This is a genomic window from Neoehrlichia mikurensis (assembly GCF_019186785.1).
In the GTDB taxonomy this organism is placed as follows: domain Bacteria; phylum Pseudomonadota; class Alphaproteobacteria; order Rickettsiales; family Anaplasmataceae; genus Neoehrlichia; species Neoehrlichia mikurensis.
Genome location: NZ_CP066557.1, coordinates 1,024,263 through 1,050,229, shown reverse-complemented (window position 1 = coordinate 1,050,229; position 25,967 = coordinate 1,024,263). Strand labels below are relative to the sequence as shown.

Annotated in this window: 21 protein-coding genes and 1 pseudogene; 11 read left to right on the top strand and 11 right to left on the bottom strand. The window is 26.6% G+C overall.

Translation table 11 applies throughout. The annotated features are described in order from the left end of the window. Positions 1-854: 854 nt before the first annotated feature. Complete coding sequence (locus HL033_RS04220; protein ID WP_218194036.1) at positions 855-1,673, bottom strand: YihY/virulence factor BrkB family protein; 819 nt, start codon at positions 1,671-1,673, stop codon at positions 855-857. A 59-nt stretch (positions 1,674-1,732) separates the two neighbouring features. Between HL033_RS04220 and thiL the strand changes: the two genes are divergently transcribed. Next, complete coding sequence (thiL, locus tag HL033_RS04215; protein ID WP_218194035.1) at positions 1,733-2,692, top strand: thiamine-phosphate kinase; 960 nt, start codon at positions 1,733-1,735, stop codon at positions 2,690-2,692. Between the two features lie 390 nt (positions 2,693-3,082). On the opposite strand, the gene dnaQ is transcribed toward thiL, so the two are convergent. From dnaQ to gyrB, 7 genes and pseudogenes are all read right to left on the bottom strand, one after another. Beyond that, entirely contained in the window at positions 3,083-3,766 is a 684-nt protein-coding gene (gene dnaQ / locus HL033_RS04210; RefSeq protein ID WP_218194034.1) for a DNA polymerase III subunit epsilon, read from the bottom strand. Continuing rightward, positions 3,756-4,274: an NADH-quinone oxidoreductase subunit NuoE gene (gene nuoE / locus HL033_RS04205; protein ID WP_218194531.1), complete on the bottom strand. Its 519-nt coding sequence runs from the start codon at positions 4,272-4,274 to the stop codon at positions 3,756-3,758. The genes dnaQ and nuoE overlap by 11 nt, the downstream gene beginning before the upstream one ends. Then, positions 4,274-4,777 (bottom strand): annotated as a pseudogene (locus tag HL033_RS04200) (NADH-quinone oxidoreductase subunit D-related protein); the annotation flags it as partial. The pseudogene HL033_RS04200 and the gene nuoE, both read right to left, overlap by 1 nt. A gap of 68 nt (positions 4,778-4,845) precedes the next feature. Further along, a complete protein-coding gene (nuoH, locus tag HL033_RS04195) occupies positions 4,846-5,916 on the bottom strand; it encodes an NADH-quinone oxidoreductase subunit NuoH (protein WP_218194033.1) in 1,071 nt (356 codons plus the stop codon). Between the two features lie 6 nt (positions 5,917-5,922). Further along, positions 5,923-7,974, bottom strand: coding sequence for an NADH-quinone oxidoreductase subunit NuoG (nuoG, locus tag HL033_RS04190; RefSeq protein WP_218194032.1), 2,052 nt, complete (start codon positions 7,972-7,974; stop codon positions 5,923-5,925). A gap of 12 nt (positions 7,975-7,986) precedes the next feature. Beyond that, the gene (locus HL033_RS04185) at positions 7,987-8,202 is read right to left on the bottom strand and encodes a hypothetical protein (RefSeq protein WP_218194031.1); all 216 of its coding nucleotides are present in this window, start codon (positions 8,200-8,202) and stop codon (positions 7,987-7,989) included. 227 nt (positions 8,203-8,429) lie between these two features. Then, positions 8,430-10,838 (bottom strand): DNA topoisomerase (ATP-hydrolyzing) subunit B, encoded by a 2,409-nt coding sequence (gyrB, locus tag HL033_RS04180; protein ID WP_218194030.1) that lies wholly within the window; start codon positions 10,836-10,838, stop codon positions 8,430-8,432. Positions 10,839-12,024: 1,186 nt separating this feature from the next. Here gyrB and HL033_RS04175 point away from each other — a divergent pair. Both HL033_RS04175 and truA read left to right on the top strand, forming a co-directional pair. Next, positions 12,025-12,921, top strand: coding sequence for an aspartate carbamoyltransferase catalytic subunit (locus tag HL033_RS04175; protein WP_218194029.1), 897 nt, complete (start codon positions 12,025-12,027; stop codon positions 12,919-12,921). Between the two features lies 1 nt (position 12,922). After that, entirely contained in the window at positions 12,923-13,660 is a 738-nt protein-coding gene (gene truA, locus HL033_RS04170) for a tRNA pseudouridine(38-40) synthase TruA (RefSeq protein WP_218194028.1), read from the top strand. A gap of 948 nt (positions 13,661-14,608) precedes the next feature. Here truA and HL033_RS04165 read toward each other — a convergent pair. The 3 genes from HL033_RS04165 to HL033_RS04155 form a co-directional block, all read right to left on the bottom strand. Beyond that, positions 14,609-14,986 (bottom strand): outer membrane protein assembly factor BamE, encoded by a 378-nt coding sequence (locus tag HL033_RS04165; protein WP_218194027.1) that lies wholly within the window; start codon positions 14,984-14,986, stop codon positions 14,609-14,611. Between the two features lie 82 nt (positions 14,987-15,068). Continuing rightward, a complete protein-coding gene (locus HL033_RS04160; protein WP_218194026.1) occupies positions 15,069-16,613 on the bottom strand; it encodes a lysine--tRNA ligase in 1,545 nt (514 codons plus the stop codon). A gap of 200 nt (positions 16,614-16,813) precedes the next feature. Next, positions 16,814-17,530, bottom strand: coding sequence for an alpha/beta hydrolase (locus tag HL033_RS04155; RefSeq protein WP_218194025.1), 717 nt, complete (start codon positions 17,528-17,530; stop codon positions 16,814-16,816). Positions 17,531-17,689: 159 nt separating this feature from the next. Here HL033_RS04155 and HL033_RS04150 point away from each other — a divergent pair, with 159 nt between their 5' ends. The 8 genes from HL033_RS04150 to HL033_RS04115 all read left to right on the top strand — a co-directional run bounded on the left by HL033_RS04150 (position 17,690) and on the right by HL033_RS04115 (position 25,831). Continuing rightward, positions 17,690-19,237 (top strand): aminotransferase class V-fold PLP-dependent enzyme, encoded by a 1,548-nt coding sequence (locus HL033_RS04150; protein ID WP_218194024.1) that lies wholly within the window; start codon positions 17,690-17,692, stop codon positions 19,235-19,237. 38 nt (positions 19,238-19,275) lie between these two features. After that, positions 19,276-20,514, top strand: coding sequence for an IscS subfamily cysteine desulfurase (locus HL033_RS04145; RefSeq protein ID WP_410522113.1), 1,239 nt, complete (start codon positions 19,276-19,278; stop codon positions 20,512-20,514). A 67-nt stretch (positions 20,515-20,581) separates the two neighbouring features. Next, entirely contained in the window at positions 20,582-21,004 is a 423-nt protein-coding gene (iscU, locus tag HL033_RS04140) for a Fe-S cluster assembly scaffold IscU (RefSeq protein ID WP_218194022.1), read from the top strand. An 8-nt stretch (positions 21,005-21,012) separates the two neighbouring features. Then, positions 21,013-21,408 (top strand): HesB/IscA family protein, encoded by a 396-nt coding sequence (locus tag HL033_RS04135; RefSeq protein ID WP_218194021.1) that lies wholly within the window; start codon positions 21,013-21,015, stop codon positions 21,406-21,408. After that, positions 21,365-21,832 (top strand): Fe-S protein assembly co-chaperone HscB, encoded by a 468-nt coding sequence (gene hscB / locus HL033_RS04130; RefSeq protein ID WP_246575239.1) that lies wholly within the window; start codon positions 21,365-21,367, stop codon positions 21,830-21,832. Before HL033_RS04135 ends, hscB begins: the two co-directional genes overlap by 44 nt. After that, positions 21,819-23,648, top strand: a complete 1,830-nt coding sequence (gene hscA, locus HL033_RS04125; protein ID WP_218194020.1) for a Fe-S protein assembly chaperone HscA — start codon at positions 21,819-21,821, stop codon at positions 23,646-23,648. The genes hscB and hscA overlap by 14 nt, the downstream gene beginning before the upstream one ends. 17 nt (positions 23,649-23,665) lie before the next feature. Beyond that, positions 23,666-24,019, top strand: a complete 354-nt coding sequence (locus HL033_RS04120; protein ID WP_218194019.1) for a ferredoxin family 2Fe-2S iron-sulfur cluster binding protein — start codon at positions 23,666-23,668, stop codon at positions 24,017-24,019. Positions 24,020-24,778: 759 nt separating this feature from the next. Next, on the top strand, positions 24,779-25,831 hold the full coding sequence (locus HL033_RS04115; protein WP_218194018.1) for a hypothetical protein: 1,053 nt from the start codon (positions 24,779-24,781) through the stop codon (positions 25,829-25,831). Positions 25,832-25,967 lie beyond the last annotated feature (136 nt).

The following is a 25,967-nucleotide window of genomic DNA, read 5'->3' as shown; positions in this document are numbered from 1 at the left end:
ATTTTATCAATTTTATAATATTTACTTATAGTAGTGTAATGTTAATAATTTGGTAGTAATACATAAAAAAAAACTTGTATATCATATTGAATATTATACTTATTTACATCAGCTAGTAATTTCTTGCTAATTAATAACTTATAAGAAATTCGTTATTAATTTTATAAATAAAAACCTATCAGAATATCATTCTTGTATTAGTTATATTATATTCAAAAATTATATAAATACTATAATGTACATTATAAAAAATACTAGTTAATAAAATGGTACTATAGCATCATTTTATAAAAACATAAGTACTTAAAATAAGATCTCATAAAACTTACAATATACACAAAATATTCAATTTTTTATTTATAATAAAAAATATATACATAACTAAAATTATTGTAAATAATCTATAAACAATGATATATTAAAAAAGGTAAAATCATAAAATACATAATTAACTAAAAAAATTTAACAATGAGATATGCATGGCTAAAAAAATACTAAATATAACTGCTTTAATATTAGCATTATTTTCTTCATTTTATAATAATTACATGGCTGTACTTTATAATTAAAACATTAAAATAGTAACTTAGCATTCTTTCATAAGAATAGATAGATTTATAAATACCATAAACGTTTATTTATAACATATATTTTATAAAAAGAGATTAATAAAAAATATAATTGTAAGCCATACAAACAATAATTTTGTGTGCATTAATTGTAGTACTATCTATAAAAATTTTGAGTAGCATCGTATTTTAATGGAACTTACATAAGTATTTTATGTACTTTAACACTATAGTAATAATAACACTAAATAAATGTAATATCACATACACATTATTAACAAGATACTATTTTTTATATTGATTTAATCTATAATTTAATTCTGCTCCATAAATAAAAAATATACTCAATATATAAAAAAATAATAAAGAAACAATAATACCTGCTAAACTTCCATATATTATACTTAATGAATGAAAATTTTTTATATACCAAGCAAAGAGAAATGAAGATATCGTCCATAATAAAGTCACTACAATAGCACCAGGTATAACATTAATAATATTTTGCCTAGTATTAGGTATAATAGAATATAAACATGTAATAGAAATTAATAGTACTAACCCACTTACTGTATATTTAACATATCCCCAATGTTGATTAAGTAAATCAAAAATCATTGGCACTAAAATAATACACATCATTGTAATAGTAATTATAAAAGTGATAATTAAAAACTGCAATATACTTAATAATCTTCGTAGAATATATGGAGGAGGAGTTGAAACTCTTAATGCCTTATTAAGTATTGTTCTCACTCCTTCCACAGCTGAAGAAGCAGTCCAAACAGTACCTACAGCTGCTAAGGTTAACAAACTATGTGGAGGGCCTAAAACTATTTCATTAATTCTTGGTATTAATCCTGCTATTAAATTTTGCGGAACATTATCAATAATTAACATAAAAAACTTTTCAGTAAAATTATATTGATCTAAAATGACAGCAAAATTTGATACTACTGCAGTTAAAAATACTAAAAAAGGAAATATAGACAACAATATAATAAACGATAAATATCCAGCATGTTCTATACCATCATGATCTATAAAGTCATTTAGCGCTAAATAAATACATTTTATAAAAAATTTTATTTTTTTATGTATCATATTATACCTACTACTAATATATAATACACAAACTTACAACTCATTACATAATAAATACTATGAATGAATTCAATTATATAAAAAAATATATATATCCTTTAGATTACAATTCATTAATAGGCAATGATGCTGCACAAATAACAAATTTACAAGACAAATTAATAATAACTAAAGATATTTTAGTTGAAAAAGTACATTTTTTCAGTAATCACAACCCAAAATTACTTGCAAAAAAATCTTTACGGGTCAATCTTTCTGACATAGCATCTATGGGAGTAAAACCATATGGCTATCTTTTGGGATTAATTTTACCTAGTAATATCACTGAACAATGGTGGAAAAAATTTACTAGCGGATTAAAAGAAGATAATCAACAATTTAATATCAAACTCATAGGCGGAGATACAACACAAAATAATAACAATAGTATTATCATTAGTATAACTATTTTAGGATTTACTAATCATTCATCATTAGAAAGATCAAAAGCAACCGCAGGTGATTATATATATATCAGTGGTAATATTGGAGATGCTGCACTAGGATTACTAACTTATCATAATATTATAAAAAGTCAAAATTGTCATTACTTTAAAAATAAATATGACTTACCAAATCCAAGACTTGATCTAGGATTATACATAAATAATAACAATATAGCTTCATCATGTATAGATATATCTGATGGACTAATACAAGATATAGAACATATTTGCCAATCATCTCATGTAGAAGCTAACATATATATAAATAAAATACCATTATCAAAAGAAGCAAAAATTATATTAAATAATAATCCACAACTTCTTGACACAATTTTAACAGGAGGTGATGATTACGAGCTTGCATTTACTTCACATCCTAAAAATGATATTAAAATAAAAGACTTATCTTCTAAAATAGGAATTAAAATCACACAAATAGGATATTTATCTAATGGATGTAATATAAACATATACGATCATAATAATCAAAAAATAACACTTAAAAAAAAGGGATTTCAGCACTTTTCTAATTAAGAGCTACATTCATAGATTAAAGATTTATTAATTCATATTCCTTATTATATCAATAATTATAACTTATACATCACTTAAATATTATAATAAACAACATATTTTACAAATTTGAGATCTACTTTATCAATTAACACTAATTAGTTAATATACTAGTATATTACTAGGATAACAGTAATTATAAAATTAATTATTATTATAGCTTTAATATAAATATTATATATTTCTATAGTTATAATTTATATATTATAAGATTTTATTAAGCAATTTTTACATAAAGTATATTATACAACAAGATTATTATGAAAATATGCAATTAACAGCATAAAACCACATATGCATACAAAATTATAATATATTAAATAATGAAGGACTTTTATTTTACAAATAATATTATTTCAACTTGTTCCATATAGAATTTTTAATTTTTTTTAACAATTCTTTATGCTTTTCATAATCATATTGATTTATTTTAAAATGACGCATACATAAATTATGAGATCCAGTAAATCTTTGTTCAATATTATTCTTATCCATATCGCTAAAATTTAATGATCTTTGTAATCCTCCTTTTAGCTCAATATATACTTTAGATAATAAAGTTGCATCTAACAATGCTCCATGAAATTTCCTATCTTGTAATGAAATATTAAACCTTTTGCATAAAGCATCAAGTGTAACAGGCATACCAGGAAATTTTTTTCGTGCTAATATCAATGTATCAACAAAGCTATTATTAAGACGATGTTCTTTATTAATTTTACTTAACTCCATTTCTATAAATGAAATATCAAATTTTGCATTATGTATAACTAATATTCCATCAGAAATAAAATCCAAAAATTTATCTGCAATATCTGCAAATTTAGGTTTATCTTTTACCATATCAACAGTAATACCATGAATTTTAGTTGAATAGTATGGTATATCACGTTCAGGATTTATATAATGATGAAATACGTTTCCAGTGAATATGTAATCTACTAATTCTACACATCCTATTTCAACAATTCTATCACCACCATTAGCATCAAGTCCTGTTGTTTCTGTATCTAATACTATTTCTCTAACTCTCATTTTTTAAATCGTAAATGATTTTTTCCATTGTTTTAGTAGTTAACCTTTCATAATAATCATTATTAATTTGCACAACAGGAGCATCAACACAAGCACCTAAACACTCTGTCTCTCTTAAAGTAAAAAGATTATCTTTTGTGGTTTCTCCAAAATTTATATTTAAAATTTTTTTACAGGTATTCACTATATCATTACTTCCACATAACCAACAAGGAGTTGTCCTACAAACTTGTATTAAGTATTTCCCTACAGGAGATAAATTGTACATAGAGTAAAATTTTGCTACTTCATATACATGAATTGGACGCATATTTAACATCTTAGCAATATAATCCATTGCAGCCAATGAAATATATCCTGCACATTGCTTTTGAGCTATATATAATAATGACATTACTGCACTTGATTCCCTACCTTTTGGATAATTATTAATTAGCTTTTTTGCTTCTTGTAAATTACTGCTAGTAAATTGAAATCCTTCATCTTTATCAAGTTCTATATTATTCATCATCTATCTATTTCTCCAAAAACTATATCTAATGACCCTATAATAGCTGTAAGATCTGCTAGCATATGACCCCTTGCCATAGCATTTATAGCTTGTAAATGGGCAAATCCTGGAGCTCTTATACGACATCTATAAGGCTTATTTGTACCATCTGCAACTATGTATACTCCAAATTCTCCTTTAGGAGATTCAACCGCTGCATATGCTTCGCCTTCTGATACCTTATAACCTTCAGAATACAACTTAAAATGATGAATTAAAGCTTCCATTGATTTTTTCATATCCTCTCTTTTAGGAGGAGCAATTTTTCTATCATCAGTTTTAACATCCCCTACTGGTATACTATTAATACACTGCTTAACTAAATTTACTGATTCTCGTATTTCTGCCATTCTTACTAAATATCGATCATAGCAATCACCATTTGTACCTACAGGAACTTTAAAACTTAATCTGTCATATATTTCATACGGATTACTTTTTCTCAAATCCCAAGCAAATCCATGCTGTGGCCCAAAATTTAAAGTCATAGGCTTGATATAAAATTCTTCTACTCATTAATAACTATAATTTACTGTTTCAAATGCGGCAATGAATCTGTATATAATAAAACTCCTGACACTATTATAACCCATATCAATGATATCGGGAGAAGTACCTTCCATCCTAAACGCATAAGCTGATCATATCTATATCTAGGAATCGTACCTCTAATCCATATAAAACAAAATAATATAAATACAACTTTTAACATTAACCATACTAACCCAGGAATTTTATATAAAAACCCAATATTAAGTGGTGGATACCAACCACCAAAAAAGAAAATTACCATCATTGCACTAATTAATATCATATTAGCATATTCACCTAAAAAAAATAGTGCAAATGGCATAGACGAATATTCCACATTATAACCAGATACTAATTCTGATTCTGCTTCTGGAAGATCAAAAGGATGACGATTAGTCTCAGCTAAAGCAGAAATAAAAAACACTACAGCCATAGGAAATAATAATAAATCAATCCAATACGGCATATTATGTCGAAATACAACAATTTCCCCTAATTTTAATGACCCAGTTGCTATCAAGACTGTATTAACTACAAGTCCTATAGATACCTCATATGATATCATTTGAGATGCTGATCTAATAGCCCCTAAAAAGGCATAATTTGAATTACTTGACCATCCAGCTATTAAAATACCATAAATACCTAACGAAGAAATTGCTAAAATATATAAAACACCTACATTAATATTAGAAATTACATGAGGAATAACCAATTCTTGTCCATCACTTATTATAATATCTACACCAAATGGAATGACTGCCCACCCTAATAAAGCAATAGTAAAAGTAATAATAGGAGCAATAAAAAAAGCTAATTTATTAGATCTAAAAGGAATAACATATTCTTTTGTTATAAGTTTTATTGCATCTGCAAATGGTTGCAGTATTCCAAAAGGGCCTACAATATTAGGGCCTTGTCTTAATTGTATAGATGCAAGAATCTTTCGTTCCATATAGACTAAATACGCTACAGAAAGCATTACTATCAAAATGGTAAAGATAATTTTTAATAATAACAACCCACCATAACCACTAATCCAATTATACAACATCAGTATAAATTTCATACTATCCTAATCTTGAATAAAATATTTAGCACAATTTGCCATAATACTTGATGATCTACTAATAGAATTAGTCATATAAAAATTGCACTCCTTTGTAGTTAATTTACCATGAATATTAAAGTTCACTTCTTCATCAACAGATAACCATTTATTTGCAATTAATTTACCAATATTCTCTTCCTTAAACTGTTCACCTAAAGTAGAAAGCTGCCTCTGTACATCAAATACACTATTATAAGGCAATTCCTTACCTAAATATTGAGATAATTCCTTAATAATCAACCAATCTTCTTTAGCTATGCCAGGAGGATAAATAGCTATAGTTGTTCTCTGAGCTCTACCTTCTGTATTTACATAAGTTGCTATTTTTTCTGTATATGCTGCACCAGGTAATACAATATCTGCATTTTGTGCACCATTATCACAATGATGTCCTTGATATATAACAAAGGATAACTTACTACTTGAGAGATTAATTTCATCAGCTCCTAAAAGATATAAAACATCTATATCACCACATTCTGCCTTTTTCAGTATCTTTAAAACATCGATATTAGAAAAATTTTTCGGAATAAATCCTACATCTAATCCTCCAACTCTAGCAGCCGCCTTATGTAATACATTGAATCCGTTCCATTGTTCTTGTATCATATTAAATTTTTCTGCAATTTTACTTGCTAATACTAAAATAGCGTTAGCATTATCACCAATTAATCCATCTTGACCTATAATAAGCATAGGTTTTTTTGCCTTATTCAATACTTCACAAAAACTATGCTGATTATTAAAAATATCTTGTAATATTGCACAATCATCACCTAAATATTCTACTTGATAATTATAATTAAACTTAGGACCTATACTAGCAATTACAAATTCTCCTTGAAGATAACGCTTACGTATTCTAGTATTAATCATAGGAGCATCAAATCTTATGTTAGTATTAATTAATATACATAAATCTGCTTCCTCTATCTTAGAAATACTAGTATTAAATAAATATAAAGCTCTATTAATTGTCAAAATTTTAGCGCCATCTTGCCTACAGTCAATATTATCACTACCTAATTTATGCATTAACTCTTTTAACAAAAGCATTGATTCACAATCTACTAAATCTCCTGCAATTGCAGCTATTCTATCCCCCGGTATATTTTTCAATTTTTCAGCAATAACAAAAAAAGCTTCTTCCCAAGTTGAAGCTACTAATTTTCCGTTACGTCTCATATATGGCTTATCAAGCCTCTGAACCTTTAGCCCATCATATGAAAACCTTGTTTTATCTGATATCCATTCTTCATTGATTTCTTCATTAACCCTAGGCAAAATTCGCATTACCTCAAGACCTCTACAATCAACACGAATATTACTACCTACAGCATCTAAAACATCTATTGTTTCGCAATGAGATAATTCCCAAGATCTAGCTTTGAAAGAATAAGGTTTTGATGTTAAAGCACCAACAGGACAAAGATCTATTATATTACCAGAAATTTCCGAAGTGATACCTTTAGCAATATAGGTATCTATTTCCATTAATTCCCCTCTACCTATAGTTCCCAAATCATAAGTTCCAGCAACATCTGATAAAAATCTTATACATCTAGTACAATGTATGCATCTAGTCATCATATTTTCAATTAATGGACCAAAATTTTTTTTAGATACAGCCCTTTTTTCCTCACAATATCTACTAACACTACACCCATATGCCATAACTTGATCTTGGAGATCACACTCCCCACCTTGATCACAAATTGGACAATCTAAAGGATGGTTTATCAATAAAAATTCAAGCACACCTTCTCTTGCTTTTTTAATTTTATCAGTGTTAGTATTGACTACCATACCATCAGCAACAGGCATTGCGCATGAAGCTGCAGGTTTTGGAGGACCATTTGCAATTTCCACTAAACACATTCGACAATTTCCTGCAATAGCAAGGCGTTCATGATAGCAAAATCTTGGTATTTCAATCCCTGCAATTTCACATGCCTGGAGCACTGTCATCCCAGCATCAACTTCTACTTCCTGTGAGTTAATAATTAACTTAACCACATATTACCCTAATTATATATTAGACCATTTTATCGGATACTTATTATTATCTTCTACAAGAGTACCATTTTCAAATTGTCCTGCCATAAACACTTGACCAAGTTCTCTATTTATATATTTTATAGGTTTGACAGGCTTACCATTGTAAGTTTTCTGTACAGCATTTTTATTACGTTGCATTGGATTATTTTTGCTTGCTGTTTTCGCAACTTTTCCTCCTTTAGCCATAATAACCCCTACGAATCTTTAAAAAAACTTATTTTATTGTATCATTTTAACATATAACGTCAACATTCAAAATAATCAAAAACATTAGCAATATTGTATTTCTTACATAAAAGTATTACTTTTAAAATATTTACGTACATAAAAAAGCTAAGCAGTCATTTTTGTTAATTAGCTGCAGTATATATTATTACATAATATTACAATAGTATGAAAAAATCAAAAATAATTTATGCATCTATATTCTGCACATTAAGAGCATTATTATTAATAAAATCACGTCTTGGTTCCACAAAATCCCCCATTAATACTGAAAAAATTGAATCTGCAGCTTCACAATCAGAAATTCTCACTCTTAATAAAGTTCTTGTTTCAGGATTTAACGTAGTGTCCCATAGCTGATCAGCATTCATCTCTCCTAATCCTTTAAATCTTTGTAAAATCATATCCTTTTTTCCAAATTCAATAATATTATTTACTAACGATGTTGGAGAGTGAATTTTTACATTACTATCCTTTGACGATAAAATTGACACATTATCAAAAATATTATTTATATCAGCATTACTAGAATCATTAATTATATTAATAGCTTTTTGAATATCTTGCGATTGAATTAGATCATTACTGATACAGTATTTATCAAGCATACCTTGTGATAATTTACAAATTACTAATTCATTATTTTTATCAACTTCAACATTCCATTTATATTCATTAAATAATTTATTTAAATAATAAGATATTTTATCAGTAAAACTAAATTTATGATCATTATAAGATAATAACAATGACTCTAAAACATCTTGAGGAATAATTTTTTTATAACATTTTGTTAAATTACTGATTTTCATACATTTTTCTAAAATAATACGCAAATCATCATTACAATAAATCTTATTACTATTTAAGGTTAAATCTTTAATTGCATAATCTATAATATAATTATGCAACATGTCATCATTCTTAATGTAAATTTCTTTTTTATGTTTTGTTACTTTATATAATGGGGGCTGAGCTATATATAAATAACCATGATTAATAATCTCCCTCATATATCGAAAAAAAAAGGTAAGTAATAAAGTTCTAATATGAGAACCATCAACATCTGCATCTGTCATAATAATAATCTTATGATACCTAACCTTTTCAACATTAAAATTATCGTTGCCTATATTACTTCCTATAGCAGCAATTAAAGATGATATTTCTGCAGACGATAAAATACGATCTAATCCTACTCTTTCCACATTTAATATCTTTCCTTTTAATGATAAAACTGCTTGATGTCTTCTATCTCTTCCTTGTTTAGCAGATCCACCTGCAGAATTACCTTCAACTACAAATAATTCTGATAACTCAGGAGATTTTTCTTGACAATCCGCTAATTTTCCAGGTAGGGATATAAATTCCAAAGCATTTTTATTCTTAATTACATCTCTAGCTTTTCTTGCAGCTTCTCTTCCTTTAGCAGACCTAATTACTCTTTCAATAACAGTAGCTGCTAATTTAGGATTAACTTCAAAAAGAGATGTAAGTTTTTCAAAAACTATACTTTCTACAACTGTCCTTGCCTCCGCACTTACAAGTTTATCCTTAGTTTGTGAAGAAAATTTTGGATCAGGTATTTTTATTGATAATACACATGTCAATCCTTCTCTCATATCTTCACCAACAAGAGCAACTTTAGCTTTTTTCAAAAACCCTTCATTTGTTGCATAGTTATTTATACATCTAGTTAAAGCAGAGCGAAATCCTGCAAGATGGGTTCCTCCATCTCTTTGTCTAATATTATTAGTAAAACATAACATATTCTCATAATAAGAATCATTCCAATGCATTGAAAGTTCTACAGCAATACCAGTATCATCAGCAATTCCATTAATATTAATAATCTTTGTTACCGCTGTTTTATTACGATCAAGATACTTTACAAATCCTGATGTCCCACTACTATCTTCATCCTCTTGTACAGAACTATTTTTTAATCCAAAACAAGATTGTAGAATTGGTTTTTCACGCAAATCTTTTAAATTAATATTAACATTAGAATTAAGAAAAGATAATTCCCTAATACGATTTTCTAATATTGCATAATTAAACTTTACAAAAGAAAAAATTTCACTTGAAGGCATAAAAGTAATTTTTGTACCTTTTTTTGCTACATTTTCATTCACAACTTGCAGTGAAGATACTACTTTACCATCCTCAAATCTTATAAAATACTCTTTATTATTTCTCCATATAGTAAGTTCTAACCAATGTGATAAAGCATTAACTACTGACACACCTACACCATGAAGTCCACCCGATACTTTATAGCTATTATGGTCAAACTTACCCCCAGCATGCAATTGGGTCATTATAACCTCTGCAGCAGAAACACCTTCTTCATGAAGATCTACAGGAATACCTCTACCATTATCAATGATAGATACTGATTCATCAACATTTAAAATAATATCTATTTTATTACAAAATCCAGCAAGTGCTTCATCAATTGAATTATCAATAACTTCATATACCATATGATGCAACCCAGACCCATCATCAGTATCTCCAATGTACATACCTGGACGTTTTTTTACCGCATCAAGACCCTTTAATATAGTAATTGAGTTAGCATTATAATCACCCATAAAACATCTTCTTATAAATTTTCATATTCAGGAATTATTTATACAGAAAAATTGATATAAATCAAAAAAATCTTTTATTTTACTTAGAATTTATTTTCTGCTTATATACAATTATTCCATAGCATTAAAAGTTAATACCTTTATTATATAGTAATATTTCTAATAAAATATTGCACTTATTTTTTTTTAAATATAAATACTGTACTTATTACATCAATACTTATCTAAGAAGTACCTCATAATACAGCTTATATTTTTATATAAATATAACTAAAAATTAGATTGTTAGTATAATCAAAAAAAACATCAATATGGTAATTAGATAAAAAAACATCATTAGATCTACTAAAAGAAGAGAAGCTACAAAAAAAAAGATGTAATTAAGAATAAAAATGCTTTATAAATACAAACTTATATAAGCATTCATATAAATAAGCATAAGCTACAAAACAAATTAATGTATAGTGATTAAAATCTTTAATATTTTTTAGCTATTTATTTCATAACCATCTATAAAACATCTTAAGGTGCTACTCCGTAATAATACAAGTTACTCAAAATACTCCTCAGTAATAACATTATAATAGCTTGAAAAATATTTTTGCATAATTTACCAATTACCTTAGATACGATATAACCCTTAAAACTATCATCCTTAGTTAGTTAATTTTTATTTCTATAAAATACTTAATTATCCTTATCAATTAAGTAATCATATATAAAAATATTATAGTGAAATCATGATATTTCATTAATGTAAAAATTTTGTATACACTTAACATAATATTAGTATACCACCTAATAAATAACAGTGCACTTTACTAAAAAAATTAATAGCATGTCTATATACACAAAAAAATAATTACAGAAGTTTAAATATATAACTATATTTTACAATTATTTAAATATAATTCTCAATCATCTTATAATCTTTATGATATAAAGCTATTACTTCATGAAATAGCAAAAACATCACTTATTAAAAAACTTTAAAATAATAAAAAACAACTTTTAGATCATTAATAATTATTAATTTTTATTTCATAAATTTATTATTAATAAGTTATATCATAATGTCTACTAAGGTATAAATTATCAAAAAAATTTTAAACTTTTATTGAAAAAATAAATGATAACTTGCAGAAAATAAACTATATTATAAGCAAATTATCAATATTTTTTTTAGATGAAAAAAAAATCACATTTATTGCAAATATCCGACTTAACTCTCACTGACATTGAAGCAATATTTAATTTATCCATGCATTACCTACATAATACCAATTTCAGTGATATATTAAAAAATAAAATTATTATTAACTTATTTTTTGAATATTCTACTAGAACATTGTCATCTTTTGAAATTGCAGAAAAATCATTAGGAGCTACTACAATTACAGTAAATATAGCAACTTCTTCTATTAATAAAGGTGAAAGTATAATTGATACCATATCAACTTTACAAGCAATGAATCCTAATTTAATGATTATACGATCTCAATATAGCACTTTTATACATACACTTGCAAAAATAATAAACAACTGCTGTATAATAAATGCTGGAGATGGGAATCACGAACACCCCACACAAGCTTTAATAGATTATTGTACAATACGCTATCTGAAAGGCAGTTTACAAAATTTAAATATATCAATATGTGGAGATATACTACACAGCAGGGTTGCAAGATCAAATGTAAAATTATTATCCCAATTTAATACTAATATTACATTAATTGGACCTCCAAATATCACATGTAAATTACAAGGGGTTTCACGCATCACACATAATTTAATAGAAGGTATTCAAGATGCAGATATAATCATGCTATTAAGAATACAAAAAGAACGTATGATAGATAACATAGTTCCATCACTTAAAGACTATTCTCACTTATATTTATTAAACAAAGAAAAGCTTGCATACACAAAACCAAACGTTATTATAATGCACCCAGGCCCAGCAAACAAAGGAGTTGAAATCTCTAATAATGTTGCAGACAAGCACTCAGTTATTTTATTGCAAGTGAAAATGGGAGTAGCAGTAAGAAAAGCTATTTTACATTATTTGCTAAACTATTAACATGAGATATAAAATCACTATAGAATATGACGGGTCAGGTTTTTCTGGATGGCAACGCCAAAAACATACTAATAAATCAATACAAGAAGTAATTGAGAATGCAATTTTTAATTTTTCTCAGCAACATACTACCGTTTATGCAGGAGGAAGAACAGATGCTGGAGTGCATGCATTAGAACAAGTAGCACATTTTGATTTAATAACACATTTAGACGATTATGTAATTAGAAATGCTATTAATTATCACTTACGTCCTAATGCGATATCTATACTATCTGTAGAAAAAGTAAATAATGAATTTCATGCAAGATTTTGTGCAAAAAAAAGACATTATTTATATAAAATAACTAACAGGTATGCCCCTATTGCAATAGATTATAATAGAACATGGCATATACCTACCCCATTAAACATTAACAATATGATACAAGCTGCTTCTTATATAATAGGAAAAAATAATTTATCTAGTTTTAGATCAAAAACTTGTCAATCTAAATCACCAATTAAAACCATAGATAACATTACTATCACTAAAAAAAATCAATATATATATATATATATATCTGCATTATCTTTTTTATATAAACAAGTACGTATTATCACTGGTACATTAGTTCAATGTGGAAAAGAACTATTTTTACCAATACATATGTTAGATATATTAAAACAAAAAAATAGAGCAGCGGCAGGAGAAACTGCTCCACCATATGGATTATATTTAATAAAAATAGATTACTAGCTTATTAAATTCACAATACCATTTGCTTATTTATATATTTACCAATTGTTATAATAAATAACAAAATAACATATAGTAATATCTATATTAAATTTTAAAAAATATGTTCATCCAACAAAAAAAAAGATACAAATTATATTTTGAAACATTTTTTATTAAACATAGACAGTCTTTTTTTTTTAATAAAGAAATTAACATGTACTTTAATTAATAATATAAGTATAACAATGCAATACATTAATATTTATGCTAAAATCTTTTAAAAAATTATAAAATAAAAAACAATAAATAATCTATATCAAGTATAGTAAATGCTTATATTTTGTCTTTTTTATTCTACAATTATTTTTTAAAGTATCAGTGTTATTATTAATACTATAAATTAAGAAATTTTTTTGCTAATTAACAAAAAGTTATTTTACTTTAGAAATTGCTATTATATTTTAATGAAATATTAGTTTAGGTATTCTCCATTTTGGAATTAATAAGCTTGTTAAGTTATTAAAAAAGTTCTTAAAATTGTATTTTTTGATTTATATGTAATTCATGTTAAAAATTTGATAGCAAAATTCTGAGTATTTTGAACTGTAAGCGCTGAATGTAGATTATATGAATTGTTAGTAGTATAAATATATCTGTTTATAGATAATTAGTAATTCAGCAAATAATCCAAAATTACTTTCTTATTCCCTATACTAAAATCATTTAGTGTTTATTAACATCAAAACTTACCTTTCAGATATAGATATTTGTATTATGTAATTTTTTTCATTGAATAAATGAATAACCTTCAAACAAAATTCAAAGAAATTATGCATAACTAAAGACAACCTTATGATTAAAAACATTTTTTAATGTTTAATTCATAAAAAAATTTATGCTAGCTTGTACTATCAATAACTATAATCTATATAAAATAAATCCTAACTGAAATAAAGAAAGAATATATTACAGATCATTACTTTGTAATTTCACTTTTATACTTCTTAAAAAATTATCATTAATTCCACTCACTAAACTGCTTTTCTTATATATCTCATATAACTCTCTTTTATCTACTTTCATTTCTTCTAATTTAAAAACCTTATCATTATTAAAAGTTAATTTTAACAAATCAGAACTATATTGTTTCTTTGCAAAAGCACCTCTAGTATATATTTTATAAGAAATGTAAAACCATACATCTCCTTCTTTAAGGATTGGCTGTCCAAGAACCCGCACAACTTCACTCGAAGGATCACCAATTTTAATATTTTTCCATAATACAACATTAGATGATGGATACCCATGATAAAATACATATGATTTACATCCACTTAATACCATAATAAATAATATGATAAGATTTCTAAACAACATATAACCTACCATGCTCACTTAATAAACAATAACATACCCTATAAATATGTCAATTATTACTACTTCGGTTATCTAATAATTTTTTAATTAACGTTATAGTATTCTTTATTCCATATAATTTAATAAAAGATCCTAATTTTGGTCCTTGACTTTGTCCAAGTAAAACTTCATACAACATTGTAAACCACTGTTTCAAATCACTAGTATAATATTTTTTACCTAGAACAAAAATTTGATTTTGTATATTACTAGAGGACTCATCATCCTGTAATAGCAATAATACACTTACTAGATCATTAAGCATTTCTTTTTCATCATTAGTAGGAATTCTGTATACTTTATTAGGTTTTATAAAATTGTGATAATACCTAACAGCATACACTACAAGTTTATTTAGAAACTCACTTTTTCCTGGATCTATATCATTATTATAATTTTTAATAAATCCCCAAAGTATATCACTATTTTCAGCATTACATGCAGAAGCTAAATTCAATAATAAAGAAAAATTTAATTCATACATATCTAAACTGGGAATTTTACCATTATGTATATGCCATACAGGATTATCATAATTTTGAATTTGATTATATTCTCGTGCTAACTCTAAATAATTATCTACAGACTTTGGAATAACATCAAAATATAAACGTTTCGCTCTCTTTGGATGTTGAAAGAGATATAATGCTAAGCTTTCACTAGGAGCATATAATAGCCAATCTTCAATTGATATCCCATTTCCCTTTGATTTTGAAATTTTTTTGCCATCTTTATCAAGAAATAACTCATAACAAAATAGTATAGGAGGATTACTACCTAATATCTTACATATTTCACTAGATAATTCTGCAGAAGGTGTAAGATCCTTACCGTGAGTCTCATAATTAACATTAAACGCAGCCCAACGCATACCCCAATCTGGTTTCCATTGTAATTTACAATTTCCCCCTGTAACAGGAATCTCTATTATTCCATCTTCTGGATCTTTATAAAAAATACTTCCTAACTCAGTATCAATTTTTACTACTGGCACCTGTAGTACTTTTGATGTTTTAGGACATATAGGCAAAAAAGGACTATATGTCTTTTGTCGTATTTCTCCTAAAGTAGGAAGCATTACATCCATTACCTGATCATAACACTTCAATAACAATAATAATTTTTCATCATAAAATCCAGATTTATAAAACTCAGTTGCACTTCTAAAATCATACTCGAAATTAAAAAAATCAAGAAATTTACGTAATAATGCATTCATATAATGCCCATAACTTTCATGCAATCCAAATGGATCTGGAACAACAGTAAGCGGCTTACCTAAATGCTCAACTAATATTTCTTTGTTTACAATATTATCAGGAATTTTGCGCAATCCATCCATGTCATCCGAAACAACTATTAATTTTGTATTAATATTTGGCGATATTTCACGCAATGCATTCATAATAAACGTTGTTCTTAGTACTTCGCTAAAAGTACCAATATGAGGCAATCCCGATGGACCATAACCAGTTTCAAAAACTATCTCCTTTTTATTGTCAAATTTTTGCAAAATTTTTTCTGCTTCTTGAAATGGCCATGAGTTATATTGCATAAACTTTAACTAATCTAACTTAAGTGCAATTTAAATATAACATAAATTTTTTTTATTGAGTAGATATATTTTTAATTAACAAAAAAGCTAGTCCTCCTCCAATTAATAAAAAACTTTATATAACAAAATAATACTTTATTAACTATTTATATTTACAATAAAGCTATGTTACTATATAAAATCAATTTATGATTACATTATTAAACAGGCTCATCCTGCATTATTACGCGATGTTTCATTTTTCTATGTACAATGTTACTAGGTTGATTACTAGCAAATAAAAGCCTGGATTTGATGTATGAATCCACAACCTGATAAAAGGTATCTATGTGATCACGAAAAAAGTGATCTGCTTTTTCTATTACGCAATATTGCATATATTCACTTTTAATAGAATTTTTTAACTTAGAAGCTAATTGAGATACCACACATTCATCTGATATACTATCATTATCACCTTGGACTATTAACCCTGGTATAGGACAAGGAGATAAAAATGAAAAATCATATTTATTTGCTGGAGGAGATACTGCAATAAATCCCTCAATTTCCGGTCTACGCATTACTAACTGCATTGCAATCCAAGCACCAAATGAAAACCCTGCTACCCAAAAAGGAGCTATTGAAGGATTATTATTTTGTAACCAGTCTGCTGCCGTCGCACCATCATTTAATTCCCCAACTCCTTTATCAAAGCTTCCTGTAGATTTACCTACACCACGAAAATTAATTCTCAATACAGAAAAACCATTATTTATAAAAATATTGTACAAATTATAGACAATCTTATTATCCATACTTCCTCCATATTGTGGATGTGGATGAAGAATAAGTGCAAGAGGGGCATTCACATCTTTATTGTGATAATATTTCCCTTCAATCTTACCTGCTGACCCATTTAAAAAAACTTCACGCATTAATCAACGCTCCAATAATTAGTTAAAAACCTACTTTACATAAGGTATATTATAATATATACATAGGGTAATTAAAAAACTTAACTTAATAAAGATATTTTTTTAAATATATTAACTTAAAAATTTATCTAAGTTTGTATACATTCTTATAAGGTTAGCATGTTAATTACAACTAGATTTCGTTATGCTGTAATGTTTATATCAAATTTAGCACATACTGATCAGAAAAAACATAAAACATTAAACATTATACAAGATTTATCTTTATCTAAGGGTTATCTTGAACAAGTAATAACAAAGCTTAAAAAAACAGGATTAATACGTGCAACTAAGGGTCCTGGGGGGAAATATAGCTTAAATATTGCACCAAATTTAATTACACTTAATTTAATATTAGATGCTATAGGAGAAAGGGTTAAAATTACAAGATGTGAGGGAGGTGAATCATCAAAAAGTTGCTTAGTAGATCATTCACAAAAATGCAATACCCATAATTTTTGGAGTAATATGGAATGCTATATAAGAAATTATTTAAGTCATATTTCCATAAAAGATATACTTTCTAATAAGTTCAGATTCGATACCAATAACAATTATATTTATGCTGATTATAATGCAACTTCCTCCATAAATCCAACAATTAAACAACAGTTAAGTAACATGTTATTGTTTGATAATATATACAATCCTTCATCTATGCATAAATTAGGACAGAAAACAAGAAAAATTATTGAAGACACGAGAGAAATAATATCTAAAAAATTAAATACTAAGAAGCATGATATAATTTTTACATCATCTGGTACTGAAGCAAATAACTTAGTATTTAGCAGTACAAAAGATTACCATCATATAATTTCCGCAACGGAGCATTTATCAGTAATAAATAGTGCCATTGCTCCTATAATTATCCCTGTAGATCAAGATGGTATAATATCTTTAAATGAGCTGGTTAATGTTTTGCAAAGCTTAAAAAATGAAAAAATATTAGTATCAGTCATGCTTGCAAATAATGAAACTGGAGTAATTCAACCAATTAAGGAAATTACTGAAATATCTCATAAATTTGGAGCGGTTGTTCACACAGATGCTGTACAAGCATGCGGAAAAATACATATAGATGTATCAGATTTAGGAGTTGATGTTCTCACTATTTCATCACATAAAATTGGAGGATTATCAGGAGCAGGAGCATTATTATTTAATAATTCAGTAATTAATATTCAGCCTACAATATTAGGTGGGTCTCAAGAAAAAGGGTTGCGTGCAGGCACTGAAAATGTAGCAGCTATTTATTCTCTATTATTATCATTAAATAATCTTGATAATTATATACAAAAGATGAACTATATTAAAAATTTACGTAATCAGCTAGAACATGATATAATGCATCTTGTACCATCATGTAAGATATTTGGAAAAAATGCTGATAGATTGCCTAATACTACTTGTATTGCAATGCCAGGTGTTAGTAATGAAGTGCAGTTGATAAAATTTGATCAGAATAATATTGCCATAGGAATAGGATCAGCTTGTTCTTCTGGTAAGGCCAATATCTCACATGTATTATCTGCAATGAATGTTAGTGAACAATTTCTAAGAAACACTATAAGAATTAGCTTAGGAGTTGATACTGAAGAACAGCATGTAAAAAAAATTGTAGATTGTTGGTATGAAATTTATCAGCAATCTCAAAAAATACATTAATAGTCATTGTAGTAGGATTAATGGAAAAGGAAAAAATTATGTACACAGAATTAAAAGATAAAAATCTTAATCTTCCAATATTTTTTGACTATCAATCTACTACTAAAACGGATAACAGAGTTATAGATGCAATGCTTCCATATTTTAAACAGTTTTCTAATCCTCATTCGCGAAGCCACTGTTTTGGATGGAAAGCTGAAGCGGCAGTAGAAAATGCTAGAATGCAAATTTCTGACCTTATTAACGCTGAAGCTAAAGAAATAATATTTACATCTGGAGCAACTGAATCTAATAATTTAGCAATTAAAGGAATAGCTCACTTTTATAAAAATAAAGGTAATCATATAATTACTGCTAGAACAGAACATAAGTGTGTATTAGATTCTTGTCGTCATTTAGAAACAGAAGGATTCCAAGTAACATACTTGGATGTGCAAAAAAATGGAATTTTAGATTTAAATACATTAAAAAATGCTATTAATGATAAAACCATTTTAGTATCAATAATGATGGTCAATAATGAAATAGGCGTTATTCAACCTATTAAAGAAATAGGTGCAATATGTCGCCAAAATGGTATATTTTTTCACACTGATGCAGCACAAGCTTTTGGTAAAATACCAATAGATGTTAATGACATGAATATAGATTTATTAAGTATATCAGGACATAAAATATACGGTCCTATGGGCATAGGAGCTCTTTACATTCGAAAACGTCAACCAAGAGTGCGTATAGTGCCTATTATTAGTGGAGGAGGACAAGAACGTGGAATGAGGTCAGGCACAGTACCTACACCGCTTGCCGTAGGGTTAGGTGAAGCAGCAAAAATTGCTCAAAAAGAAATGAAGGAGGAAGGAATTAGACTTAAAAAATTAAGAGATATGTTATATAATAAAATTATAGAAAATATACCTTATGTTGTGCTTAATGGAGACTATGATCAAAGGATACCTGGGAATCTTAATCTAAGTTTTCCATATGTTGAAGGAGAATCTATAATAATGGCAATTAATGATTTAGCAGTAAGTTCAGGATCAGCCTGTACATCATCATCTTTAGAAGCATCATATGTATTGCGTGCATTAAATATAGAACAGGATTTAGAACATTCATCTATCAGATTTGGAATAGGAAGATTCACTACTGAAGAAGAAATAATGTATGCTGCAGATCTTATTATCAAAAGCATACAAAAATTACGTGAGATCAGTCCTCTATGGGAGATGGTACAAGAAGGTATAGATTTAAAAACTATAAAATGGGATACACATTAGTAATAAAATGATTTACAAGAATATTAAAATTGTTAGTAATTTAAAAAAATTAAAGGAGTAAAATGTTATGAGTTATAGTAATAATGTATTAGAGCATTACAATAATCCTAAAAATGTTGGAACACTTTCAAAAGAAGACAGCGACGTCGGAACAGGATTAGTAGGAGCTCCAAGTTGTGGAGATGTAATGAAATTACAAATTAAAGTTGATAATAATGGTACAATTACTGATGCTAAATTCAAAACCTTTGGTTGTGGAGCTGCAATTGCTGCTAGCTCATTAGCAACAGAATTAATAAAGGGTAAAAATATTGATGAAGCAATTCAATTAAAAAATACCGTTTTAGCAAAAGAATTGTCTCTACCTCCAGTCAAAATACACTGTTCTTTACTTGCAGAAGATGCTGTTAAAGCTGCAATTAATGATTATAAACATAAGCAAGTAAATAAAGTATCAAATACTAATCATAAAAATACTAACATTGACTAAGGTTTTTCATGAAAAAAAATATTTCTGTAGAAAATATAGAAAATACTGCTGTAACTCATATTCACCCCCCTATTATAGTTACAGAGAAAGCTCTAAATAGAATTAAAAACCTTATCACAACAAAACAAGATAATTGTATTGGTATTAGAATTATAGTAAAACAAAAAGGATGTTTTGGATTTAAATACAGTATCGAATATGCTTACGAAATCAGACCTTTTGAAGTAAAAATTGATAAAGTATACGGTAACGTTAGTTTTGTTATACTAATTGAACCAAAAGCAATGATGTTTATTTCTGGAACAACTATCGATTATTATGAAGATATGTTATCATCAGGATTTACTTTTAAAAATCCTAATGAAAAAGGACGATGTGGATGTGGAGAAAGCTTTTATGTGTAAGGATTATTTTGCACTGTTGCAACTTCAAGCATCTTTTTTTATAGATTCAAAGCTTCTTGAACAAAATTATATAGCAGCACAAAGCACTTACCATCCTGATTGTTTTAGTTTACAAAGTGACAAGCAATTAGCATTAAAATATATTTCAAAAATAAATAAAGCTTATCAAATTCTAAAATCTCCATTAAGTAGAGCAGAATATATATTACAACTTAAAAACATAAAATTAAATAATGATGATGATCAATGTATTATAAAAGAAGTCTTTCATATTCAAGAATCAAGTCAAAATCTTAATAATGAAATACTTACATGCATTCAAAACATAGAATTTTCTTTTTCAAACAACGATCTTTATGAAGCTGCAAAACAAACAAGAAAATTAAAGTACCTCAGTAAAGGTAACACTTATGCAGCTAATTAACATTATAGATTCCAAAAATAACAATTCTATGGCGTTTGGCATTGATTTAGGTACTACAAATTCTCTTATTGCAATGACTGATAATGATGGACAAGTAGTAATTTTTAAAGATAAAAACAATCAATCACTTATCCCTTCAGTCGTTAATTATGGAAATAATTGCATTAAAGTTGGTTATGATGCTGACAAAAATCATGAATCAACATTATACTCAATAAAACGTCTCATGGGAAAAAATATCACTGATATTCAAAATTTAAATTTACCATTTAACATAGTAAGTAACAATAATGGTAATGATATTAATTTAATAGTTTGCAATCATTCAGTAACTCCTATAGAAGTATCTTCAGAAATTTTAAAAAAATTATGTAACATTGTAAAAGATAACATTGGAGTTACAGTACAAAAAGCAGTAATTACTGTTCCTGCGTATTTTAATGACATAGCAAGAAAAGCAACAAAAGACGCAGCTAAACTTGCAGGAATAGAAGTTTTAAGATTATTAAGTGAACCTACAGCCTCAGCACTTGCGTATGGTATTGAGCAAGTTGATACTCAAGGTATCTATGTAGTATATGATTTAGGTGGAGGAACTTTTGATATTTCAGTACTTAAATTACACAAAGGAGTTTTTCAGGTATTAGCTACAGGTGGAGATACAAACTTGGGGGGTGATGATATCGATTACAGTTTGGCTGAATTTATTTTACAAAAATATCAAAATATTTTTTCAACAAATATTATCTTAGATAAAAAATTATTTAATAATCTAGTATTAGAAGCACAAAAAATAAAAATATTCTTGACCAATAACGATTATGGACATTTTGCATTTAATATACAAAACAAGTTATTTGAATGTACAATCACGAAACAAGATCTCAATAACATCATCATGCCGTTAATAAACAAAACTTTACAAATAGTTACAGATACTCTTGCAAGTGTTAATATAAATTATCATCATATATCTAAGGTACTTTTGGTTGGAGGTTCAACAAAGACTCCAATGATAAAGAACATGTTAAATAATCTTTTTCCAAATAAAATATTTGATAACATTAATCCAGAAGAGGTTGTTGTCACTGGTGCTGCACTTCAAGCATACTATCTTTCAAATCCACATATAAATAATAAGAGCATATTAATCGATGTACTACCTTTATCTTTAGGACTTGAAACAATAGGAGGGATTGTTGAAAAAATAATACCACGTAATACACCAATTCCCACATCTGCCATTCAAGAATTTACTACATATGTAGATGGTCAAACTTCTATACAAATACATATATGTCAAGGCGAGCGTGAAATGATATTTCATAATAAATCTTTAGCAAAGTTTGATTTAAAAAATATACCACCACTACCTGCAGGACAAGCAAGAATTAAAGTAGAATTTTCTGTCGATGCTGACGGTTTATTAACTGTCTCAGCACAAGAAGACTCTACAGGGATCAAAAAGTATGTTGAAATTCAATCAACATACAACCTAACAAATCAAGAGATAGAACAACATATATCAGAATCTCTAGAAAACTTTGATCAAGATATGCAATTAAGATACTTATCTGAAATAAAAATTAAAGGACAAAATATGATAAAAATAATAAAAGATAATTTAGTAAAAAATAAAGATTCAATAGAAAAATCCGAAAGAAAAGCAATTAACAATGCGATTCAAAAATTGCAACATACTCTATTAAGTAACAACATAAATAATATAGAAAATGCTATTAATAGTCTCGTATTAAAATCTTCAAATTTTATGCAACAAATGATTCTGGATTTAAAAAAATCTATTAATAATTAAATACACGGAGATATTTTATGCCATTCGTTACTTTTACTTTTCCAGATGGAAGCAAACATACTTTCCAAGCTTATGAGGGAGAAACTCTACTAACATTAGCACATAGAAATAACGTCAATTTAGAAGGTGCTTGTGAAGGATCTTTAGCATGTTCTACCTGCCATCTAATCATTGATCCATCATGGTACAGTGTAGTGGAAAAATATAATGAGTTATCAGATGAAGAAAATGACATGCTTGATCTTGCATTTGGGTTAACAGAAACTTCAAGACTTGGGTGTCAAATTATGATTACTAAAGAACTTGACGGACTATGTGTAACATTGCCAAGTGAAACCAGAAATATTTCTTTCAATAATAATGAAAATTAAACAAAAATCAATATATCAAAAATGTACATGAAAATTATCATTTGCATACATTAAGCATTAGTACATTTTACATCTGGAGCTTTGATATATAATTACCTCTTTTTAATTTTCACTTATGTTTACCTAAGATTTTTTATTAATTTTCTGCAAAGATATAACTAAAAATCAGGTTATAGCTTTGTTAATATTATAAAATATAATCATTTTTATAAATAATCTTTCCTTTATTTATCAATTTTTAAATTATTAATAAACATTACACAAAATATGTCTATTAAAAATTTTATCAATTTTATAATATTTACTTATAGTAGTGTAATGTTAATAATTTGGTAGTAATACATAAAAAAAAACTTGTATATCATATTGAATATTATACTTATTTACATCAGCTAGTAATTTCTTGCTAATTAATAACTTATAAGAAATTCGTTATTAATTTTATAAATAAAAACCTATCAGAATATCATTCTTGTATTAGTTATATTATATTCAAAAATTATATAAATACTATAATGTACATTATAAAAAATACTAGTTAATAAAATGGTACTATAGCATCATTTTATAAAAACATAAGTACTTAAAATAAGATCTCATAAAACTTACAATATACACAAAATATTCAATTTTTTATTTATAATAAAAAATATATACATAACTAAAATTATTGTAAATAATCTATAAACAATGATATATTAAAAAAGGTAAAATCATAAAATACATAATTAACTAAAAAAATTTAACAATGAGATATGCATGGCTAAAAAAATACTAAATATAACTGCTTTAATATTAGCATTATTTTCAATATATTTATTAGCATGTTTTTTTATAAAATCACAAATTCAGCAACAATTAAATCATTTGAAATCACATATAAATCCTTATGCATCATTCTCCTATGATAGTATATCATTTAAAGGATTTCCTAAACAAAAGGTCTATATTCAGAATATAAAAATTAGCATTCAATCATTGGATATAATCTTATCTATTTTATTAACATATAATATATTTAATAATTCAATCAATATAGAAATCCCGGATAAATTTCTAGCAATACAAGATTCTAAAAATAATGCTGCTATATGTAAAGTGAATGCACAATACTATATCAAACCCTCTAATAATTTATTACTTAAGATCTTAAAATTTAATAGTTTTTTTGGATTAATCAAAACACCACATACCTACCTTGCTGACTTTATATATCAAGATAACGGTATAACTTGCAACAATATTGTAGTTATGAAAAAAAATTACTTGCACATTTCAACAATTCTAAATAAGCAAAAATCCAATACTAATTATAAAATAAATATTGATATTAATGATAACCAGAACCAAAGTTTTATAGTGAAAGACTTAAGTATCAATATAAATAATATTAAGAATTACTATAATGTAAAAATTAATATTCCTAATATCACATTAAATAATAAATATTTTAATATATTAGTTAATGGTAATGTATTATTTCCTATCTTTAACGCATTAATAAATAATAAATTTTTCATATATGATGGGTTAATAACTTTTAAAATCAACAACTATAAAAACGCACTAAAATTTTTATTTGAGCAGTTTAATAATATTACTATACCTAACATAGATTTGTCACTTCCATCACATTATTTAGAAAATATATATAAAACATTATACGAAGCTGCTAATGTCAAAGATAATAATAATATCGCTATTACACTAAAAGGAAATACTAGCAATAATACGTTACTAATTGGATCACTATCTTATGAAGAATTTTTAGCAAAAATATTAGTTAATACATCTACACATAAAAAAGAATAAAATATATTCATACATAGATATTCACTCAATAGCTTAACAAAAACATTAGAACCACAAAAAGCACTACTGTAATATTATAATAAGTGATTTAGTGTGCTCATCATAGTGTACTTTAAAATTTTTGTGTAATAAAATC

Excerpts from the sequence above, each read along its gene's own strand:
- HL033_RS04115 (WP_218194018.1), top strand. The coding sequence starts at position 24,779 with ATGGCTAAAAAAATACTAAATATAACTGCTTTAATATTAGCATTATTT.
- iscU (WP_218194022.1), top strand. The coding sequence starts at position 20,582 with ATGAGTTATAGTAATAATGTATTAGAGCATTACAATAATCCTAAAAAT.
- dnaQ (WP_218194034.1), bottom strand. The coding sequence starts at position 3,766 with ATGAGAGTTAGAGAAATAGTATTAGATACAGAAACAACAGGACTTGAT.
- HL033_RS04150 (WP_218194024.1), top strand. The coding sequence starts at position 17,690 with ATGTTAATTACAACTAGATTTCGTTATGCTGTAATGTTTATATCAAAT.
- HL033_RS04135 (WP_218194021.1), top strand. The coding sequence starts at position 21,013 with ATGAAAAAAAATATTTCTGTAGAAAATATAGAAAATACTGCTGTAACT.
- hscB (WP_246575239.1), top strand. The coding sequence starts at position 21,365 with ATGAAAAAGGACGATGTGGATGTGGAGAAAGCTTTTATGTGTAAGGAT.
- HL033_RS04165 (WP_218194027.1), bottom strand. The coding sequence starts at position 14,986 with ATGGTATTAAGTGGATGTAAATCATATGTATTTTATCATGGGTATCCA.
- HL033_RS04120 (WP_218194019.1), top strand. The coding sequence starts at position 23,666 with ATGCCATTCGTTACTTTTACTTTTCCAGATGGAAGCAAACATACTTTC.
- HL033_RS04175 (WP_218194029.1), top strand. The coding sequence starts at position 12,025 with ATGAAAAAAAAATCACATTTATTGCAAATATCCGACTTAACTCTCACT.
- thiL (WP_218194035.1), top strand. The coding sequence starts at position 1,733 with ATGAATGAATTCAATTATATAAAAAAATATATATATCCTTTAGATTAC.
- HL033_RS04220 (WP_218194036.1), bottom strand. The coding sequence starts at position 1,673 with ATGATACATAAAAAAATAAAATTTTTTATAAAATGTATTTATTTAGCG.
- HL033_RS04185 (WP_218194031.1), bottom strand. The coding sequence starts at position 8,202 with ATGGCTAAAGGAGGAAAAGTTGCGAAAACAGCAAGCAAAAATAATCCA.
- nuoE (WP_218194531.1), bottom strand. The coding sequence starts at position 4,274 with ATGAATAATATAGAACTTGATAAAGATGAAGGATTTCAATTTACTAGC.
- HL033_RS04160 (WP_218194026.1), bottom strand. The coding sequence starts at position 16,613 with ATGCAATATAACTCATGGCCATTTCAAGAAGCAGAAAAAATTTTGCAA.
- truA (WP_218194028.1), top strand. The coding sequence starts at position 12,923 with ATGAGATATAAAATCACTATAGAATATGACGGGTCAGGTTTTTCTGGA.
- nuoH (WP_218194033.1), bottom strand. The coding sequence starts at position 5,916 with ATGAAATTTATACTGATGTTGTATAATTGGATTAGTGGTTATGGTGGG.
- hscA (WP_218194020.1), top strand. The coding sequence starts at position 21,819 with ATGCAGCTAATTAACATTATAGATTCCAAAAATAACAATTCTATGGCG.
- HL033_RS04145 (WP_410522113.1), top strand. The coding sequence starts at position 19,276 with ATGTACACAGAATTAAAAGATAAAAATCTTAATCTTCCAATATTTTTT.
- gyrB (WP_218194030.1), bottom strand. The coding sequence starts at position 10,838 with ATGGGTGATTATAATGCTAACTCAATTACTATATTAAAGGGTCTTGAT.
- HL033_RS04155 (WP_218194025.1), bottom strand. The coding sequence starts at position 17,530 with ATGCGTGAAGTTTTTTTAAATGGGTCAGCAGGTAAGATTGAAGGGAAA.